The sequence below is a fragment of the Novosphingobium sp. UBA1939 genome (assembly GCF_002336885.1).
Classification (GTDB): domain Bacteria; phylum Pseudomonadota; class Alphaproteobacteria; order Sphingomonadales; family Sphingomonadaceae; genus Novosphingobium.
On record NZ_DDFB01000152.1, the window covers coordinates 1 to 17,258 of the forward strand.

The window sequence follows — 17,258 nt, forward strand, 5'->3', positions numbered from 1 at the left end:
GGCGTCTTCGCCATCGACAAGCCGGCGTTCCACTTCGGCGGCATCACTCGCGCCGCGCTGATGCCCGATCAGGGGCCGCCGCTGGACCATCCGGCGCGCGTCCGCTTCGCCGCGCAATCGGGCAAGCCCGATTTCTGGGTCCACCCGCTCGCCGCCGCCACACGCGGGCTGGAAGGCGCGGAACTCGCCGAACTGGCCCTGATGCGCGAGGCCGGCGCGCGCGCGGTCGCGACCGGGCGGAACTGGATCGCCGATTCGGGCGTGATGCTTCGGCTGCTGCGCTATTGCGCGATGCTCGGGCTGGTCGTCATCACCCATGCCGAGGATGCCGGCGTCACCGGCGCGGCCGTGGCCACCGCCGGCGAGATGGCGACCCGGCTGGGCCTGCCGTCCGCCCCCGCCGAGGCCGAAGCGCTGGCGGTGGCGCGCGACATCACGCTGGCCGAACTATCGGGTTGCCACGTCCACTTCCGGCAGGTGACGACCGCGCGCGCGCTCGATCTCGTACGCAAGGCCAAGGCCCGTGGCGTGCCGGTCAGCGCGGGCGTGACCCCGGCGCATTTCATGCTGTCCGATCTGGAACTCGCCGATTTCCGGACGTTCTGCCGCCTTTCGCCGCCGCTGCGCAGCGATGCCGATCGCAAGGCGGTGATCACCGCGATCGCTGACGGCACGATCGACGTGATCGCATCGGGCCATGATCCGCGCGGCCCCGAGGACAAGCGCCTGCCCTTTGCCGATGCCGAACCGGGCATGGCCGGGGCGGAAACGCTGTTGCCGCTGACGCTGACGCTGGTGCGCGATGGTCATATCGATCTGGCCCGCGCGTTCGATCTGCTGGCGGGCGCGCCCGCGCGCCTGCTGGGCGTGGATGCGGGGCGGCTGGAAGCGGGCTGGGAAGCCGATATCGCGTTGGTCGATCCGGTCCGTCCCTGGATCGTCGATTCGGACAAGATGGCAGCCAGCGCCGGCAACACGCCGTTCGACCGACGGCCCGTGGAAGGCCGGGTCAACGCCCTGTTCAAGGGCGGCAAGCTGATCGCCTGAACGCGGGCGGGCCGAAGCCCGTCAGCGCAACCGCGCGAGACGGGTATCGGTGGTGCGGCCCGGCTGCGGCGGAGCCACGCGCGGCGCTGCCATGACCAGGCACGCGCCGCCGCGCGCCTTGACCGAGCGGCACAGCGTGGCGGCTGAAGCCTGTCCAACGAAGCCCGCCGCCTGCACGCGCCAGAAGCGACGGCCGTTCACGGTTACCTGGGTGGTCACGTTACGGTAGCTGGCGAGAGCCGGATTGCGCGAGGTAAAGTGGCGCCAGGCCCGGCGCGCGCCATCGGCGGTGGAGAACGCTCCAAGCTGCACCAGATGCGTGCCCGGTGCGACCGTGGGACGCACCGCGGGCTTTGCCGCGGACATCGCCACTGGCTTTGCCACCGGGCGCGCGGAAGGACGCGCCGCCGCTGCGGCGATCCGGTAGGGGCGTGCCTGCGGCTGGATCACCGCGACCGGCGCGGTTTTCGCTGCGGGCGCGTCGATCATCGCCAGTTGCGCGGGACGCGGCTGCGTCGAAGCATCGGCCACGCGTGGCGCGGGCGCGGTATCGAGCGCCGGCAGTTCCTCCACGGCAGCCTTGGCCAGCGCGGGAGCCGCGCCAGCGTCTCCTGCCTTGGGCGTTTCCGCCTTCGCGGCAGCGGCAGCGGCCAATTGCGCCGTTTCCGGGAAGTTGGCCAACGCCAGCGCCGTGGGCTGGCCGGCATCTTCACGCACCGGTGCCCCGATCAGCGACGCCACACGGCGGCGCACGTCCTCGGGATTGCCGATGGCAGCCCATTGCTGGATGCGCGCATCAAGCTGGTCGGCCGGAACGTCGAACGAAGCCATCACCCGGGCTTCCTTCCACTCGCCATGAAGCGCCAGCGCGAACGCCAGGTTCTGGCGTATCTTGGGATTGGTCCCGCTGGTACGCAGCGCGTTGCCCATCAGTTCGATGCCTTCGCCGGTGCGGCCGGCCAGCGCCAGCGCCAGCCCATAGTCCTCGACCGGAATGGCATCGCGATAGCTGTTCAACGTATCGACCGCCTCGTTGCTGCGGCCCATGCCGATTTCCGCCAGCGCAAGGCTCAACGCGGCCTTGCCGCTGTCCTCGCCCAGTTCCATCGCCTCGTCATAGGCCTGCCGCGCGGATTCGAAGCGGCCCGCGCGCAAGTAGCTGTTCCCCAGCAACAGGCGATAGGCACCGTTGCGCGGATCGGACAGCACCGCCTTTTCCGCCAGCGCGACCGCCTTGTCGGCATGGCCGCCACCCAGTTCCGCACGGGCATTCGCCGCAATCTTGTCGGCATGCGGCCCTCCGGCCGCGCAACCCGCAAGCAGGCCCGCCGCCAGCGCGGTGGCTAACCCCATGCGCAGCCGCCGGCGAAGCGGGGCAGCGCACGGTGCGGTAAAATCGATCGAGGGCTGCATGATCGGAAAATCCCCTGGCAAACGGATCAAGGCCGCTTGGCGCGGCAGGCCAGGTCTTCAAGACCGGGCACGGTTTCGAGAAAGCGGTCGAGCGCGTCGGTCACGACCTGCTGCGCGCTGCGGTTCTCCAGCGTGCTGGCAAGCCGCAGGCGGAAATGGCGATCGGCGTCGAGACGCAGCGTGAAAGCGGCTTTGCGGCCCGAAGCGAGGGCAACGCCGTGGCGACGCGCCGGCTGCGGCGCAACTTCAGGTTCGGACGGTGCCGATACCGGCTCTGCGGCCGATACTTCTTCCACAACCGGAGCTTCCTCGGCCACGGCCTGCGCGAGCGTCTTCATCTGGCGCACCACTTCGGGCACGGCAGGCGCGGCGTCGGCATGATCGGGCACTGGCGCACCATGGGACGAGCCATGCGACGGTGCCTCGCCCATGTCGTTCCAGCCCAGATCGTCGAGAGGAGCATGGCCGCCTCCCAGCCCGACACGGTGCTGTTCGTCATAGGAAATCGGCGCAAGCTGGGGGCGCATCGCGGGACGCGCGCCGCCTTTGCGGGCAAGAAGGCTTGGCGTCAGCGAAGCGAAAGCACGAGGTTCGGTCATCGGGCTCCTCCCTTCACGAACCGCTGACGCGGCGGCCGAAGCCCCCGGCAGCGCGTGGTGCAGCGCCAATGACCGGCGCCGGCTGGGCGGGCACCGCGAAGACCGTCCGGCGGAAATTGCGTTCCAGCCGTTCGGAAATATAGGTCCACAGCGCGGTGACTTCCTGCGCCGAACGTCCCTTGGGATCGACTTCCATCACCGTGCGCCCATCGATCATCGAGGCCGCGAAATCGGTGCGGTGGTGCAGCGTTACGGGGGCTACGGTGCCGTGCTGCGACAGCGCGATCGCCGCTTCGGAGGTGATGCGTGCCTTGGGCGTCGCGCCGTTCACCACGAAGATCAGCGGCTTTCCGGCGCGCTCGCACAGATCGACCGTGGCGCCAACGGCGCGCAGGTCATGCGGGCTGGGGCGCGTGGGCACGACGATCAGTTCAGCCACGGAGATAACCGACTGGATCGCCATCGTGATCGCCGGTGGTGTATCGATTACGGCCAGCTTGAAGCCCTGCTGGCGCAGAACGGCAAGATCGGCGGCCAGACGGGCCACGGTAGTCTGGGCGAAGGCCGGGTATTCCGCCTCGCGCTCATTCCACCAATCAGCCAGCGATCCCTGCGGATCGATGTCGATGAGAACGACCGGGCCGGCGCCGGCGCGCTGCGCCTGCACGGCAAGATGACCGGACAGGGTGGTCTTTCCCGATCCGCCCTTCTGCGATGCTAAAGCCAATACGCGCAATGGGTATCCCCCTCTTATACCGAAACGGTCCTGAACGGGAGATCGCAGAACAGACTGAAATTTCCGTTAATGCAGCGCGGGACGGCGAAGGGACAACACGCCCCCGATTTCGTGGCAATCTGGCTCGCAAGGCCGGAATTCTTTGCTAATGCGGGGTTAACCGATCACAAATACCATCGCATCAGCAGCAGCTATTACACGAGCGGGGGCCTTGCCGTGCTTCTACCGAAAGCGGGAACAACCATAGGAATTGCCATCATGGCAGCCTGCGCGGCTGTGCCGACCATGTCCGTCCATGCCCAGACAACGGGGAGCGGTGCGAACGCCAACGTGGTCAAGTCCGGCGTCGAAGCCTGGCAGAGGCAGGACTTCGCGGGCGCGGTCCGTCAATGGGAAACCGCCGCCGCCAGGGGCGATGCGGACGCGGAGTTCAACCTGGGTCAGGCTTATCGGCTGGGCAAAGGCGTACCGCAGGACATGGCAAAGGCCGAATTCTATTTCGGCCGCGCCGCCCGCAAGGGGCATCCGCAGGCCGGCGACAACTATGGCATCGTGCTGTTCCAGTCGGGCCGCCAGACGGAGGCGCTGCCATGGCTCAACACGGCAGCCGATCGCGGAGAGCCGCGCGCGATGTACATCCTCGGCATTGCCGCCTTCAACGGCGACTACGTCGGCAAGGACTGGGTGCGCGCCTATGCGCTGATGACGCGCGCCGCTGCCAGCGGCCTGCCGCAGGCGACAACCAGCCTTGCCACGATGGACACCGTGATCCCGCTGGAGCAGCGGCAAATGGGCATTTCGCTGGCCGGCGATCTCGAACGGAAAGCGGAGCAGGCGCGCAGCGTGCAACTCGCCGCCAGCGATCTGGGCGCCAAAGCCCCGGCATTGCAGACGCCCGGATCCGCCGCGCCAAGACCGCTGCCCACCACGAGCATCCCCGCCTCCTCCGTGGCGACGGCTCCGGCAACGCCCATGCCGCCGCGTCCGGTCGCACCCCGGCCGGCACCACCCCCGCCCGCTGCGGCCCGGCCACCGGCGCCCGCACCCCACGCCACAGGCAACTGGCGTATCCAGTTGGGCGCGTTCTCGCAGCGCGGCAATGCCGATGCGCTGTGGAGCCGGGTGAAGGCCCGGCCAGGCGTGGCCGGCCATCCCCGGATCGACATTCCCTCCGGCGGCGTGACGCGCCTGCTCGCCGGCGGCTACGCCGGACAGGCGGACGCGGAAAGGGCGTGCGACGGCCTCAAGGCTGGTGGCATCGCGTGCCTGGTGATAAAGCCGTAAGGCTTTGACGGATCACGCTTCGGACCAGTCCGCTTCCCCCGCATCTCCATCGCGCGGCGATCCTTCGCGGATCGCGGCGATCGATTTCGTGCGCGGAGTCGCCGTGCTGGGCATCCTGACGATCAACATCACCGGGTTCTGGGGTCCGACGCTCGCCAGCTTCTCCCCCGCCCTGCCCCGCGTCGAACCCGGCGCGGATGCGTGGTTCGCGCTTTCGTTCCTGCTGTTCGAAGGCAAGATGCGCGCGCTGTTCACGCTGCTGTTCGGGGCCAGCATGATGCTGTTCATCGAAGCCGCCCAACGGCGCGGGCTGAACGGCGATGCGATGCAGGCCCGCCGGCTGTTCTGGCTCGCCCTGTTCGGCTATGCGCATTACCTCCTGCTGTGGTGGGGGGACATCCTGTTCCCCTATGCCCTGTGCGGCCTGGGCGCGCTGGTGCTGCGCCGCCTGCCGCCTGCCGCGTTGGCCGCCATTGCCATCGCGGTGTTCTGCGCCGCACACGGACTGGACGGCATCGGCGACTTACCCGGCATAGCGGCCGAACAGCGCGTGCTGTCCGGGCATGGCACCGCAGCGGAACAGGCTGAACAGGCCGCGATGATGGCGCGGATCGCGCAATCGATGGCGCAGGACACGCAGATCCTGAACGCCGGCTTCCTCCAGGCGATCCGGCTGCGGTTTGCTCTGGCGCCGTTCCTGCCGTTCAAGGTCGCGCTGGCGACCGCGACCGAAACGCTGCCGCTGATGCTGATGGGCATCGCCCTGTTTCGCAGCGGCTTTTTCACCGGCGGCTGGAGCCGGCAGGCGATCGTCCGCCTGGCGGTGGCCGGCATCGGCATCGGCGGGATGCTGACGCTGCCGGTCCTTTGGTGGATCTGGGCGCATCACTTCCCGCCACGCGCGATGCTGGGGGTGATGGACCACATTGCGGCCATCCCGCGCGCGATCATGGCGCTGGGCTACCTCGCCGCGCTGATGCTGCGCTGGCCGGGCACAAGCGCCCATCCGCTCGCCCGCCGCCTTGCAGCCGCCGGACGCTGCGCCTTCACCAACTACCTGGGGACTACGGTGCTGATGGGCGCCGTATTTTCGGGCTGGGGCCTGGGCCTCGGCCCCGAACTGCCGCGCATGTGGCTACCGGCTTTCGTCGTACTCGGCTGGATCGCGATGCTGGCCTGGCCGGCATGGTGGCTTGCCCGATTCCGCCAGGGGCCGATGGAAGCGGCGTGGCGACGCCTGACGTTCCTGTTCGTCGCGAGGCCATCCTGATCCCGCGGCTCAGGATGGCGTATCCGCCGCCTTCTGCGGATGCTTCGGACTCAGGATCAGGACCCCGCCTTCCACGCGCCACGACTTGAGCCGTGACAGCAGGTTCATGCCCAGCACGTTGAGGCCGCCGGTCGACCCGGTGACGATCACGTCCATGTCGCGCGCCACGATCGATCCGAAGCGCAATTCGCCCACCCGCGCCATGCGCGCCTCCACTTCTCCGTTCGCCGTGCGCACCGATACCGGCAGGCGCAACGGATCGGGCCTGATGCCGGCGGCGGCGGCGGCATCGTCGGACAGCGCCGTGATGGTGGCCCCGGTATCGACCATGAAGCGCTGGCGCACGCCGTTGACGCGCGCTTCGATCCAGTAGTGCCCGTCGGCCGCCAGGGGAATGCGCGTTTCGCCACCCGCCACGGTCTGCGCCGGCATCCCGATGTTGGAGGTGAGGGAATCGAACGTGGGATCGAGATGCACGAAGCGCACCACCGTCAGAGCAAACACCGCCAGCAACGCGACATTGCCGACAAAGCCCAGCAGCCGCCCGGTCAACGGTAGAAAGCCGCGAATCATGCCGGCGATCATCACCAGCACGATCGCGCCGCCCGCCGCCAGAAGCAGCGGCGGGGCGCCGGTCAGCGCCGGCGGCAAGGCAGCGATCAGATTTCCCGGAATGTCCATCGAATCGCGCGTACCATGCCTTTCCTTTCACGCGGCTGACATCATCGGAACGCATGGGCGGTCAAACCATTGGAGCGATCATGATCCTCACCATAGCCACCCGCCTTTCCTGCCGCATGTATGGCGCAACCGATGCCTTGCTCCAGATCGAAGCGGCCCCGACGTCGCAACAGTCCATCCTTTCCGCAAACATCGCCAGCACACCCACCCCGCACTTTCTGCGTGTGGGGGCACAGGATGGCATCGGCGAAAGGATATGGGTTCACCACGACGGCGAATTCTCGGTCAGTTATGATGCGCGGATCGAAGTGCTGCGCAACGATTTCGACCTGGCGTCGCTAGCCGGGCTGCCGCCGCACCGCCTGCCGGGAGAGGCGGTGCCTTATCTGCTCGATTCGCTCTATTGCCCGGCCAGCCGGCTCCAGCCCTTCGTGCAGGAGGAATTCGGTGCGCTGGCGGGCGGTGCGAAGGTGGAGGCGATGCGCGCCTGGATCGCCGGCCACTTCCGTTACGTTCCGGGATCGAGCAATTCCGCGACCACCGCGCTGGACAGCTTCGTCGAGCGACGGGGCGTGTGCCGCGACTATGCCCATACGCTGATCGCCCTTGCCCGCGCGGCGGCCATCCCCGCCCGCTTCGCGTCCGGCTATGGCCCCGGTGTATCGCCGCAGGACTTTCACGCCGTAGCCGAGGTGTTCCTTGCCGATCCGGCGGGCCAAGGCGGAAGCTGGCGCATCGTCGATGCCACGGGGATGATCACGCCAGACGCCTTCGCGGTGATCGGCGTGGGGCGCGATGCGGCGGACGCCAGCTTCTTCACCAGCTACGGCACGATGGACCTTGTATCGAAGGACATCACCGTCCGCAGCGAGTAACGGCTGCCGCCGATAGCGGGAGGAACAATCGGGTTTACTTCCCTTTCAACCCTGTATGTTAAGCCGTGCGCAAGGCCGCGCGAAGCATGGACGCACGATTCGCGACCGAAGGCGATGAAAGGCCGGCACCTGTGAAAGACGACGGACCGATGAACCTGCTGCGCAAGCGCTGGATTCGCGTGCCCGCCGGTTTCGTTGCCATGTCGCTCGCCTCGATGCTGGCGTTCCACGTGGGCCAGGATGCGGCGCAAGTGTTTTTCCCGCACAAGGACGAGGCAGCGAAGCCCGCGCCGGCCAAACCCGCCGCCACGGTACCACAGCCTTCCGCTAACGCCGCCGTTCCGCAACCGCCGGCCGACGATCCCTTTGTGGTCAAGTCGATCCTGAAAATCGACGAACCGATCAAGTTCGGCCAGTTCTTCTGGGACGAAAGCAAGGGCGAGCCAGGACCGCTGGTCGTGACAGTCGATCTCGCGGCGCGCACCCTGTCCGTGTTCCGCAACGGCCACGAGATCGGCGCGACCGCGATCCTCAAGGGCTATGGCGACAAGCCCACTCCTGTCGGCGTCTTCCCGATCACCGAGAAGGACGCCGATCACGTTTCCAACATCTATGACGCGCCGATGCCCTACATGCTGCGACTGACCAACGACGGCGTCTCGATCCACGGCAGCAAGGTGGAAAAGGGCTATGCCACCAACGGCTGCATCGGCGTGCCCGATGCCTTTGCCAAGCGCCTGTTCGAACAGGCAAAGCTGGGCGACAAGGTCATCATCACCGACGGCAAGCGCATCGGCGTGGGCGATCCCATCGTGGTGGAGCAGCAGGCCCAGACGCCATCGGGCGCCTGAGCCTTGCGGCATAGGCGAATGGGCATCAGCGGGGCGCCATCCGGATCGCGCCGTCAAGGCGGATGTTCTGGCCGTTGAAATAGGAATTGCGCACCAGTTCCATCGCCAGCGAGGCGAATTCCTCGGGCTTGCCCAGCCGCTTCGGGAACGGGACCGAGGCGTTGAGGCCATCCAGCACCTTTTCCGGCAGGCGGCCCAGCAACGGCGTGCCGAAGATGCCGGGCATGATCGAGTTCACGCGGATGCCAAGGTCCATCAGATCGCGCGCCATCGGCAGCACAAGGCCATTCACGCCAGCCTTCAGCGAACCGTAGGCGACCTGCCCCACCTGCGCATCCTGCGCGGCGACCGAGGCGGTGAGAATGATGGTGCCACGTTCGCCGTCCTCCAGCGGGTCCAGCCCGGCCATGCCGAGCGCCGACAAAGAGGCGACACGGTAGCTGGCGATCAGGATGCCCTGCGCGGCAAATTCGTAGTCTTCGGTCGAAAGGCGCACGAACTCGCCGGTCTCCTTGTTGCGGCCGACGGTCTTGCCCTTGCGGTTGGCCATGGCGCAGTGGACGCAGACGCGTTCCTGCCCGTGCGCGGCGCGCGCCTTTTCGAAGCCGGCCACCACCGATTGTTCGCTGGTAATATCGACCTTGCAGAACAAGCCCCCGATCGCGCTCGCGACCTCCTGGCCCAGTTCCTCGTTCAGATCGAAGATCGCGACCTGGACTCCGCTGGCGGCCAGCGCCTCTGCCGTGGCGCGCCCCAGTCCCGAAGCGCCGCCGGTAACGACGGCGGCCGTGCCCGCATCAATCCGCATCTTGCTCTCCCATGATTTAATCGATCGATTAAATCATGGGAGCCGGCACGGCAAGAGGCGATCAGAGAATGTCGGCCTCGTCCCCCAGCGCGGCGCGCAGCTTTTCGAGCGCCTGCGCCTTGAGCTGGTGGACACGGGGAATGCTGACGTCGAGCACCTGCGCGATTTCGGCGAGGTTCAGTTCCTCGACGAAGTAAAGCTGGATGACGAGTTGGAGCCGTTCCGGCAACGCGGCGATGGCGAAGGCCACCCGCGCGCGCATCTGTTCGTCGGCCAGCAAGGCGAAGCTGTCCGGCCGGTCGTCGGCGAAAGCCGGATCGCTGTCGGAATAGGCGCTGTCGATCGTTTCAAAGCGCACTGGTTCGCTCCCGGCGTGCAAGGTGGCAAGCTCCTGGTCGGTAAGTCCCATGGCGGTGGCCAGTTCGGCATCGGTGGGATCGCGCCCCAGTTCGTTGCGCAGCGTCGCGGTATGATCGGCCAGCATCCTGCGCCGTTCGGAAACGCTGCGCGAAAGCGGCGTCACACGACGCACCAGATCGACCATGGCCCCGCGCACGCGCATCTTGGCATAGGCGGCAAAGCCGTCCTCCGTCGGGCCGGAATGCTTCTGGGCGCATTCGGTCAAGGCGACCAGCCCGGCCTGCACCAGATCTTCCAGTTCCATGCCGGCACGCCCGGACCCATGGATGTGCCACGCCAGGCGCCGGACCATGGGCAGAAACCGGCGGATACGATCCGCGGTATCGTCACGGTAGGCACGCGCGGCGGCAAATCGACGTTGATCATGTTTCATGCAGCAAGGCCCTCGGGGTGCAGCACTGACGGTTGGGGAAGCGCGGGAACGGGCCTGGGCGCCTCGTTTCCGATCACGGAAATGACCTCGATCGGCTGCGTCGGCGGCAGTTCGGAGATCGAAATGACAAGACAGGTCGGCGCACGCATCCGCAGCAGCGCGGAAAGCGCACGGCGCGCGCGGGGCTGGACCACCAGCGCCACCGGCGACGCGGTCGGCCCGCGATCGCTGATGATCTGCGCCACCCGTTCGCCGATCCCGCGCGCGAGATCGGGCTCGATCACTGGCTGGCCGGTTACCGGGTCCTGCAATCCCTGCACGATCATCTGTTCCAGCGAACCGTCGAGCGTCAACACCGGCAGGCGATCGTTCGGCCCGCACACCCGTGCGACGATCATCGCGCCAAGGCGCGCGCGCAGGATGTCCACCAGGCGATCGTGCTCGGTCGTCTGCAGCACCGCTTCGCTCAAGGCCGAGAGGATCGGCAGCGGATGGGCGATGCTGACGCCGTCTTCCAGCAGCGCATGGAACAGGCGCGTGACGGCGCCCAGCGACAGCGGCTGCGGGTAGATCGTTTCGACCAGGCCGGCCGCGCGGACCTTGACCGCGTCGAAGATGGCGCGAACTTCGTCCGGTCCCAGAAGCACTTGCGGGCGTTCGCCGAGAAGCTGGTTGAGGTGCGTGGCGATAACCGTGCTGGCATCGACCGTCAGGAATCCTTCGGCGATGGCATGGTCGCGCTGGGCGGCATCGATCCACAGCGCCGGGCAGCCGAAGCTGGGATCGCGCGTGGCATCGCCCTGCAACCCGTGGTTCTCGCGGGCCTCGCCCACATCGATGGCCAGGATCTTCTCGCCCTTGATGCTCGCCCCGCCCAGCGTGACGCCGCCCAGCACGATGCGATAATCGTTCGGCGGCAGATCGAGCGCATCACGCACACGGAACTGCGGCACGATGAAACCGAAGGTCTGGCTGAGCTGCTTGCGCACGCCGGTAATGCGGGCAACCAGCGGCGAACCGCGCCGGTCGTCGACGAGATGGACAAGGCCATAGCCCAGCTCGATGGTGACGAGCGTCTGGTCGCTGACCTCTTCGAGCGTGATGCGCGAGGGATCGACCGGGATTTCCTCCTCGACCACTTCGGGCGCGGGGCGTTCGGCGCGCTTCTTCAGCGCCCACCACAGCCAGCCCGCAAGTCCGGCAGCCGGCAGGAAGATGGACTGCGGCATCGCCGGTATCATGCCGATCGCGCCCAAGATCACCGCAACCGGCAGCCAGGTGCGCGGATCGGCGAGCTGGCCGCCGATCTGTCCGGCAAGGTCGCGGGTATCCGACACGCGGGTCACGATCACGGCAGCGGCAATGGAGAGCAGCAGCGAGGGGACTTGCGCCACCAGCGCGTCGCCAACCGCCAGCGTCACGTACTTCTGCGCGGCATCGCCGGCGGTCAGCCCGTGGCTGATCATGCCCAGACAGAAGCCCGCGATGATGTTGACCGCCAGGATCAGCAGGGCCGCAATGGCATCGCCCTTCACGAACTTGCTGGCACCGTCCATCGAACCGTAGAAGTCCGCCTCGGTCGCCACTTCGCGCCGACGGGCCTTGGCTTCGTCGGCGGTGAGCAGGCCGGCGGCAAGATCGGCGTCGATCGCCATCTGCTTGCCCGGCAAGGCATCCAGGGTGAAGCGCGCGGACACTTCCGAAACGCGGCCAGCACCCTTGGTCACCACCATCAGGTTGATGATCATCAGGATCATGAACACGAACAGGCCAACAGCGAAGTTGCCACCGATCAGGAAGGCGCCGAACGCCTCGATCACATGGCCGGCCGCCGCGCCGCCCTGGTGCCCGTTGACCAGCACGATGCGCGTGGAGGCGACGTTGAGCGCCAGGCGCAACAGGGTGCCGAACAGGAGGACGGATGGGAAGGACGAGAAATCCAGCGGCTTCTCGGCATTCATCGAGGCCATCAGGATCGCCACCGAAAGGGCGATGTTGAGGACGAAGAACACGTCGAGCATGAACGACGGGATCGGCACGATCATCAGGACGATGAGCGTGAGAATCCCCGCCGGCAAGGCGAGAGCACTGGGTGAGCCTAGGCGCTTGAGCATCGTGGCTTAGAGTCCGAAAGAGCGGAGCCGGTCGTAGGCGGCGCGGACATGGCTGGGCGTGGCGGAAGCGTCGTTCAGCGCGAAGGCATCGCGCAGCGTGTCCGCCATCGAGGAAGCCGGACGGGCCGGTTGCTGGCCGGCGGCATAGGCCGTCGCCTGAAACTCCTGCGCGATCGGGCCGCCCGTGAACGTGGGCGTGCTATCGACCGGCATGACGTTGCCGGACGCTGCCGGCAAATAGCCGCCGGCCCAGGCCATGTCGCTGCCCGTCGCGCCACCGGCGGCGGCAAGGCGGCCGCTGAGAAGGCTCATCACCCCCTGCAGCGAACGCGGCGCGCCGCTATCGTCATAGAAGATCGACCGGTTCGAAGCCGCGGCCTGCGGCAACAGTGCCGCTGCCGATTGCGAGGGATCGGTCGCCATGGCGGTCAGGAAGCGTCCCGCCCCTTCCGCGCCGAGAAAGTGCGCGAGATAGAGTTCGGAGTTCCCCGGCTGCCGCCCCAGCACGCCGAACAGATAGTTGCGGTTGTCGTTGGCCAGTTCGCCCGCCATCAGCGCCGAAAGCTGCGGATCGGAGCGCATCGACATGATCTGCTGGCGCAGCGCCGGATCGCGGACGCTGCCGTTCTCGATGACGCTGCCGGCCCAGTCATAGCCATGATCCGCGCCATGCTTGTCCAGCGTGCGCAGCCAGGTGGAATTGGTGAACTGGTAAAGCCCGGTGGCGCTGGAAGTGCGCGCGCGTGCGTTGGGATTGAGGCCGGATTCAAGCCGTGCCTGCGCCAGCAGGTAGCCGAAGTCGACCCCCGTCGCCTGTGCGGCGCGCGAGATGGCGGCGCGCACATCGCCCGGCCCGGTTGTTCCATCCATGGCAGCGGCCCATGCGGCCGGCCCGGCGGGAGACTGGACTGAACTCACAAAAATCCCTTTCCGTCACGCTGCTTCCGATTTCGAAAGCGGCTTCAGGAAAGGGATCAGCAAATATCGTGCCAAACACCCCGATTAAGGGGCGCAGCGAAATAAATATCAGGCCCGGTAGTTCAGCCGGCGGGTCGAGCGATGCGCATTGTAAAGCGTCGGTGCCCCCACCATCGCGTCCAGACGCGCCGAAACATTCGAGGCGATCAGGTTGCGCACGCGGCGGTTGGCTTCATTAAGGCGCCGCGCAGCGTCCAGAAGGCCGCGGCATTCCTCATCGACCAGTTCCGGTGAAGCGTCACCCAGGCGCCCGCACAGGTTGCCCTTGTCCACCGCGCATCCCATGATCGCATCCACGTCAAGGCCGGCAAGCGCGTGCCGTTCCTTTTGCAGGACGGCAACCATCTGCCGCAGCGTGTCGCGCATTTCGATGGGACGGACGGCGGCTTCATGGCTCATTGCGGGCTCCTCCAGAGCATACCGGCAGCAATCATCGCGTCAGCGATCTTGGCGGGGATCAGGGGATAGCGGCCGCTCTCGATCGCCTTGCGGATTTCCGCAACCCGTTCGGAGTTGACCGGCGCAGTGCCGGCTTTGACCGCTTCGCTGGTTTCCACCTGCGGTGTGGACGAAGCCACACTGCCGGAGGTTGCCGGCTGATCGTCCGCTTTGACCGATTGCAGGCCAGTCTCGGTGTTCACAGTCTTGACCTGAACCGCGCCAACCGGGCGCGTCGGTCCGATTTCAAATGATGGCATGGTCCCGCTCCTATAGCGTTTCTCATGCCCAAGAACGGCGTTGAAGCCGGTGCGTTAAGGCCACCCGGAAAAAAATTGCCGAATGGCGGTCATTCGATCGGTAGTTCCACCAGTCCCGGACGCACGATCTGCGCACGCACGGGGTCGGATTTGGCCGAGGTCTTGACCCGTATCCACGCGCCAATAGCCCCGGAATCCATGGCTTCTCCGGGTTGGGAGACGGCAAAGCCCTCGCCCGTCACGGAAACCGTCACGGCTTCGCCGCGCAGAACCGCCGGGGCGGCAGCTTCTTGCCGGGTTGCCGGCGCAAGGCCGACCACCGGCACGAAAATGCGCCAGCTGCCGGCGTCCGGACACTGAACGATCACGCTATCGCGCGTACCGCCCCGCCAGGAGAGCGCCAGTGGCGCACGGCAGGCGGCAAGGCGCATCCGGCGATCCACCGGCAAGGCAGCGCCGCCAGGCACGCCGATCGGCGAACCGGTAAAGCGCGCCACGGCGATGTCGATATCGGTCAGATCGGCAAGCCCGGCCCGCTGGGCCTGTGCCGGCGTGCCGATTGCGGCGCCAGCCAGCGCCATGGCCAGAAAGCTGAAAGAAGGAATCTTGCGCGTCATGGGTAAGGACCCCGGATAAGTAAGTGTCTCTCGCAAATAAGCAAACATCGTGCCATCCATCAGGTTGCCGATGCGCTTTCTTCGGTATCGAAGCCAAGCGTGACCGTAGCCCCGCGCGAGATGCCCGGCTCCACGACAACGCGCGCGTTTTTGCCGCGTTCGCCCGCGCTCTGCGCCAGCGCCGCGGCGCGCGCGAACGCGGCCGCCTGGTCGCCGGGGCCATGGCGCACCACGATCGTCACGCGCAAACGCGGATCGCTGCCCTGATCGGCAAGCCATTGCGCCAAAGGCGGAGCGCCCGCGCCATCGGACCACACGCCCACCGGCTCGGCGCGAACCGAGGCCTGGACGGGTGCCGGCGGCGGGGTATGCGCGGGGGCGGCATGGGCTTTCGCCACGGGCTGCGCTTTCTCCGGCGTGTTGGCCAGCGCGGAAGCCGCGATCATGAACAGGATCATCGACAGGTCGGCCAGAATGGTCTGCCAGCCGGTCGACGGGCGAACGATCATGCCGCTTCCCCCGCACGCGTCGCCGCAGCGGCATGTTCGTCCGCACCGTGGCGCGCAGCGGTGTGGCCACCATGGTGATCCGCCTCATGGCGCGCATGGCGCGGCGTGGCGAGCGCGACCTGCTGAACCAGCCAGTCGATCACCGACTGACGCGCAGCTTCTTCGTCACGCGCGCGCCGCTCGACCATCTTGGCCAGCGGACCGAGCACCAGATTGGCGAAGATCAGGCCGTAAAGCGTGGTCAGCACCGCCATCCCGATGGCGCTGGAAAAAGCGCCGCGTGCCACACCGTCGGCCGGCAACTGCGTCAGCGATACGAGCGTTCCGGCAAGGCCGAACACCGGCGCCAGATCGGCCGCCTGCGCCAGCATCCCCGCCGCCTCGCCCGCTTTCGTCCGGCGCGCGGCGCGAAAGGCCTCGTGCTTTTCCAGCAGGCCGGAGACCGACCGGGCCGACAGCATGGCGTTGGTGGCTTCATCGAACTCGCGATCACCGCTGCGGCACGGCTGGGCGCGCAACAGGCCGTTGGCGCGAATGTCGGCGGCCTGCCCGGCCAGGACGGCGCGGACGGCATCGGCACGGAAGCGCGGCCGGAACAGGTCCGTCAGCGCCTTCCCCGTCGTTACGGTCGCAGACAGGCCACAGCGCAGCACAGCGGCCAGCGCGGTGCCGCCAAAGACGATGACGGCGGCGGCGGGATTGTAGAAATGCGTGAAATCCATGGATCAGGAACTCCTGCTCGGGGCGAAGAACGGCTTTGTTTTCCGAGGTTTCAGGGAGTGGCCGAACTTTGCCGGTATCCGCCGCCAAACGGCAATCCCTTGCCGGAAATGCGCCGCGATTTTGCCGTTTGGACGATGCGCGGGAGCGGCAAAACGATTTGGCACGATGCTTGCAAAATCGATGTCGGCAACACCTATGCGGAGCTGACCGACGATGAGCGACAGTCTTTTCGGGATACATGGCAAGGCGCTTGAGCTGCGTTCGCAGCGCATGGGCCTGCTGACGTCCAACATCGCGAACGCCGGAACACCGGGCTACAAGGCCAAGGACATCGATTTCCAGGCCGCGCTGAAGGCGCGCGCCACGGGCGCGAGCGAAGACCAGGCGATGGCATCGGCCACGCGCTATCGCGTGCCGGTCATGCCCAGCCTTGACGGCAACACCGTCGAGATGGCGACCGAGCAGACCGCCTTCGCCGAAAACGCGGTGGGATACACCGCGACACTCTCCTTCATCCGCGGACGCATCGACAACGTCACGCGCGCGCTCAAGGGCGAATAACCATGGCAGGCCCAAACACCTCCCCCATGACGCTGTTCAACGTGGCCGGCCGCGCGATGTCCGCGCAGCTCGTGCGCATGAACGCGGCGGCATCGAACCTCGCGAACGCCGGCACGGTCTCGTCCAGCGAAAGCACGGCCTACCGCCCGCTGCGTCCCGTCTTCTCCGAAGAACTGGACCGGTCGACGGGCCTTGCCACCGTCAAGGTCAACGGCGTGTACCGTTCGTCCGCGACGCCGATCAAGGATCACCAGCCGGACAACCCGCTCGCCGACCAGAACGGCGATGTCTGGTCCGCTCCGGTCGATGAAAGTGCGGAAATGGTCGAGATGCTCGAAAGCTCTCGCCAGTACCAGAATGTTGTCGAGGCGATGCAGACCGCCAAGCAACTGATGCTCGATACGATGAGGATGAAATAATGACCAGCAGCGTTTCCAATACGTCGGGCACCGGTTCGACGGCCAACACGTCCACCGCCAAGAACTCGTGGGGCTCGCTGGGCGCGGGTGACTTCCTGAAACTGCTGACCACGCAGCTTCAGAACCAGGACCCGACCGCCCCGGTGGACAACACCCAGATGGTCGCGCAGCTCGCGCAGTTCTCGAGCCTTTCGACCTCGAACGACATGAGCAGCACGCTCAAGACCATCTCCAGCCAGATCGCCACCCTGAACACCAAGCTCACGGGCACGGCGAGCTAAG

The 17,258-nt window shown here is 66.9% G+C and carries 22 protein-coding genes; 9 read left to right on the forward strand and 13 right to left on the reverse strand.

Annotated features, from left to right (window positions below):
- The coding region (locus B3547_RS20270) for a dihydroorotase (RefSeq protein WP_292966458.1) at positions 1-1,047 on the forward strand (1,047 nt) is incomplete at its 5' end.
- Positions 1,048-1,068: 21 nt separating this feature from the next.
- Here the strand turns inward: B3547_RS20270 and B3547_RS20275 are convergent.
- The 3 genes from B3547_RS20275 to B3547_RS20285 form a co-directional block, all read right to left on the reverse strand.
- Positions 1,069-2,400: an SPOR domain-containing protein gene (locus B3547_RS20275; RefSeq protein WP_194920075.1), complete on the reverse strand. Its 1,332-nt coding sequence runs from the start codon at positions 2,398-2,400 to the stop codon at positions 1,069-1,071.
- A gap of 86 nt (positions 2,401-2,486) precedes the next feature.
- Entirely contained in the window at positions 2,487-3,059 is a 573-nt protein-coding gene (locus tag B3547_RS20280; protein ID WP_292966463.1) for a hypothetical protein, read from the reverse strand.
- A 13-nt stretch (positions 3,060-3,072) separates the two neighbouring features.
- Positions 3,073-3,795, reverse strand: a complete 723-nt coding sequence (locus B3547_RS20285) for a ParA family protein (protein WP_124809227.1) — start codon at positions 3,793-3,795, stop codon at positions 3,073-3,075.
- Between the two features lie 285 nt (positions 3,796-4,080).
- On the opposite strand from B3547_RS20285, the gene B3547_RS20290 reads away from it, so the two are divergent.
- Together B3547_RS20290 and B3547_RS20295 are read left to right on the forward strand one after the other, a co-directional pair.
- On the forward strand, positions 4,081-5,079 hold the full coding sequence (locus tag B3547_RS20290) for an SPOR domain-containing protein (RefSeq protein ID WP_292966468.1): 999 nt from the start codon (positions 4,081-4,083) through the stop codon (positions 5,077-5,079).
- 4 nt (positions 5,080-5,083) lie between these two features.
- On the forward strand, positions 5,084-6,349 hold the full coding sequence (locus B3547_RS20295; protein WP_292966471.1) for a DUF418 domain-containing protein: 1,266 nt from the start codon (positions 5,084-5,086) through the stop codon (positions 6,347-6,349).
- A gap of 9 nt (positions 6,350-6,358) precedes the next feature.
- Here the strand turns inward: B3547_RS20295 and B3547_RS20300 are convergent, their stop codons facing one another.
- Positions 6,359-7,030 (reverse strand): retropepsin-like aspartic protease family protein, encoded by a 672-nt coding sequence (locus B3547_RS20300; RefSeq protein ID WP_292966474.1) that lies wholly within the window; start codon positions 7,028-7,030, stop codon positions 6,359-6,361.
- Positions 7,031-7,110: 80 nt separating this feature from the next.
- On the opposite strand from B3547_RS20300, the gene B3547_RS20305 reads away from it, so the two are divergent.
- Entirely contained in the window at positions 7,111-7,905 is a 795-nt protein-coding gene (locus B3547_RS20305) for a transglutaminase-like domain-containing protein (RefSeq protein WP_124809231.1), read from the forward strand.
- Positions 7,906-8,054: 149 nt separating this feature from the next.
- Positions 8,055-8,756 carry a L,D-transpeptidase family protein gene (locus tag B3547_RS20310; RefSeq protein WP_292966540.1) on the forward strand — a complete coding sequence of 234 codons (702 nt, stop codon included), beginning with the start codon at positions 8,055-8,057 and terminating at the stop codon, positions 8,754-8,756.
- A 25-nt stretch (positions 8,757-8,781) separates the two neighbouring features.
- Here B3547_RS20310 and B3547_RS20315 read toward each other — a convergent pair whose 3' ends face one another.
- The 9 genes from B3547_RS20315 to B3547_RS20355 all read right to left on the reverse strand — a co-directional run bounded on the left by B3547_RS20315 (position 8,782) and on the right by B3547_RS20355 (position 15,995).
- Complete coding sequence (locus B3547_RS20315) at positions 8,782-9,564, reverse strand: SDR family oxidoreductase (RefSeq protein WP_292966476.1); 783 nt, start codon at positions 9,562-9,564, stop codon at positions 8,782-8,784.
- A 61-nt stretch (positions 9,565-9,625) separates the two neighbouring features.
- Positions 9,626-10,357 carry a sigma-70 family RNA polymerase sigma factor gene (locus tag B3547_RS20320; protein ID WP_292966478.1) on the reverse strand — a complete coding sequence of 244 codons (732 nt, stop codon included), beginning with the start codon at positions 10,355-10,357 and terminating at the stop codon, positions 9,626-9,628.
- The gene (locus tag B3547_RS20325; RefSeq protein WP_124809234.1) at positions 10,354-12,471 is read right to left on the reverse strand and encodes a flagellar biosynthesis protein FlhA; all 2,118 of its coding nucleotides are present in this window, start codon (positions 12,469-12,471) and stop codon (positions 10,354-10,356) included. The genes B3547_RS20320 and B3547_RS20325 overlap by 4 nt, the downstream gene beginning before the upstream one ends.
- A 6-nt stretch (positions 12,472-12,477) precedes the next feature.
- On the reverse strand, positions 12,478-13,341 hold the full coding sequence (locus B3547_RS20330; RefSeq protein WP_292966480.1) for a transglycosylase SLT domain-containing protein: 864 nt from the start codon (positions 13,339-13,341) through the stop codon (positions 12,478-12,480).
- Positions 13,342-13,497: 156 nt separating this feature from the next.
- Complete coding sequence (locus B3547_RS20335) at positions 13,498-13,815, reverse strand: flagellar protein FlgN (RefSeq protein ID WP_292966483.1); 318 nt, start codon at positions 13,813-13,815, stop codon at positions 13,498-13,500.
- A gap of 29 nt (positions 13,816-13,844) precedes the next feature.
- Positions 13,845-14,090, reverse strand: coding sequence for a flagellar biosynthesis anti-sigma factor FlgM (gene flgM, locus B3547_RS20340; protein WP_255504732.1), 246 nt, complete (start codon positions 14,088-14,090; stop codon positions 13,845-13,847).
- A gap of 146 nt (positions 14,091-14,236) precedes the next feature.
- Complete coding sequence (locus tag B3547_RS20345) at positions 14,237-14,824, reverse strand: flagella basal body P-ring formation protein FlgA (RefSeq protein WP_292966488.1); 588 nt, start codon at positions 14,822-14,824, stop codon at positions 14,237-14,239.
- Positions 14,824-15,273: a hypothetical protein gene (locus B3547_RS20350; RefSeq protein ID WP_292966490.1), complete on the reverse strand. Its 450-nt coding sequence runs from the start codon at positions 15,271-15,273 to the stop codon at positions 14,824-14,826. Before B3547_RS20350 ends, B3547_RS20345 begins: the two co-directional genes overlap by 1 nt.
- Positions 15,270-15,995, reverse strand: coding sequence for a MotA/TolQ/ExbB proton channel family protein (locus B3547_RS20355; protein ID WP_125954938.1), 726 nt, complete (start codon positions 15,993-15,995; stop codon positions 15,270-15,272). The genes B3547_RS20350 and B3547_RS20355 overlap by 4 nt, the downstream gene beginning before the upstream one ends.
- Between B3547_RS20355 and B3547_RS20360 the strand changes: the two genes are divergently transcribed.
- Genes B3547_RS20360 through B3547_RS20375 form a run of 4 tightly spaced genes read left to right on the forward strand, consistent with a single transcriptional unit; the run spans position 15,981 to position 17,257 of the window.
- On the forward strand, positions 15,981-16,250 hold the full coding sequence (locus B3547_RS20360; RefSeq protein WP_194920060.1) for a hypothetical protein: 270 nt from the start codon (positions 15,981-15,983) through the stop codon (positions 16,248-16,250). The genes B3547_RS20355 and B3547_RS20360 overlap by 15 nt on opposite strands.
- The gene (gene flgB, locus B3547_RS20365; RefSeq protein WP_125954937.1) at positions 16,210-16,557 is read left to right on the forward strand and encodes a flagellar basal body rod protein FlgB; all 348 of its coding nucleotides are present in this window, start codon (positions 16,210-16,212) and stop codon (positions 16,555-16,557) included. The genes B3547_RS20360 and flgB overlap by 41 nt, the downstream gene beginning before the upstream one ends.
- Positions 16,558-16,559: 2 nt before the next feature.
- Positions 16,560-16,976, forward strand: a complete 417-nt coding sequence (gene flgC / locus B3547_RS20370; protein ID WP_124809242.1) for a flagellar basal body rod protein FlgC — start codon at positions 16,560-16,562, stop codon at positions 16,974-16,976.
- Positions 16,976-17,257: a flagellar hook assembly protein FlgD gene (locus tag B3547_RS20375; protein WP_194920059.1), complete on the forward strand. Its 282-nt coding sequence runs from the start codon at positions 16,976-16,978 to the stop codon at positions 17,255-17,257. Before flgC ends, B3547_RS20375 begins: the two co-directional genes overlap by 1 nt.
- The last annotated feature ends 1 nt before the right edge of the window (position 17,258 follow it).

Coding starts and splice junctions, on each gene's coding strand:
- B3547_RS20275 (WP_194920075.1), bottom strand. CDS start 2,400: ATGGGGTTAGCCACCGCGCTGGCGGCGGGCCTGCTTGCGGGTTGCGCG.
- B3547_RS20280 (WP_292966463.1), bottom strand. CDS start 3,059: ATGACCGAACCTCGTGCTTTCGCTTCGCTGACGCCAAGCCTTCTTGCC.
- B3547_RS20290 (WP_292966468.1), top strand. CDS start 4,081: ATGTCCGTCCATGCCCAGACAACGGGGAGCGGTGCGAACGCCAACGTG.
- B3547_RS20300 (WP_292966474.1), bottom strand. CDS start 7,030: ATGGACATTCCGGGAAATCTGATCGCTGCCTTGCCGCCGGCGCTGACC.
- B3547_RS20305 (WP_124809231.1), top strand. CDS start 7,111: ATGATCCTCACCATAGCCACCCGCCTTTCCTGCCGCATGTATGGCGCA.
- B3547_RS20310 (WP_292966540.1), top strand. CDS start 8,055: ATGAACCTGCTGCGCAAGCGCTGGATTCGCGTGCCCGCCGGTTTCGTT.
- B3547_RS20315 (WP_292966476.1), bottom strand. CDS start 9,564: ATGCGGATTGATGCGGGCACGGCCGCCGTCGTTACCGGCGGCGCTTCG.
- B3547_RS20320 (WP_292966478.1), bottom strand. CDS start 10,357: ATGAAACATGATCAACGTCGATTTGCCGCCGCGCGTGCCTACCGTGAC.
- B3547_RS20325 (WP_124809234.1), bottom strand. CDS start 12,471: ATGCTCAAGCGCCTAGGCTCACCCAGTGCTCTCGCCTTGCCGGCGGGG.
- B3547_RS20330 (WP_292966480.1), bottom strand. CDS start 13,341: ATGGATGGAACAACCGGGCCGGGCGATGTGCGCGCCGCCATCTCGCGC.
- B3547_RS20335 (WP_292966483.1), bottom strand. CDS start 13,815: ATGCGCGACACGCTGCGGCAGATGGTTGCCGTCCTGCAAAAGGAACGG.
- B3547_RS20345 (WP_292966488.1), bottom strand. CDS start 14,824: ATGGATGGCACGATGTTTGCTTATTTGCGAGAGACACTTACTTATCCG.
- B3547_RS20350 (WP_292966490.1), bottom strand. CDS start 15,273: ATGATCGTTCGCCCGTCGACCGGCTGGCAGACCATTCTGGCCGACCTG.
- B3547_RS20360 (WP_194920060.1), top strand. CDS start 15,981: ATGCGTGAAATCCATGGATCAGGAACTCCTGCTCGGGGCGAAGAACGG.
- B3547_RS20355 (WP_125954938.1), bottom strand. CDS start 15,995: ATGGATTTCACGCATTTCTACAATCCCGCCGCCGCCGTCATCGTCTTT.
- flgB (WP_125954937.1), top strand. CDS start 16,210: ATGAGCGACAGTCTTTTCGGGATACATGGCAAGGCGCTTGAGCTGCGT.
- flgC (WP_124809242.1), top strand. CDS start 16,560: ATGGCAGGCCCAAACACCTCCCCCATGACGCTGTTCAACGTGGCCGGC.
- B3547_RS20375 (WP_194920059.1), top strand. CDS start 16,976: ATGACCAGCAGCGTTTCCAATACGTCGGGCACCGGTTCGACGGCCAAC.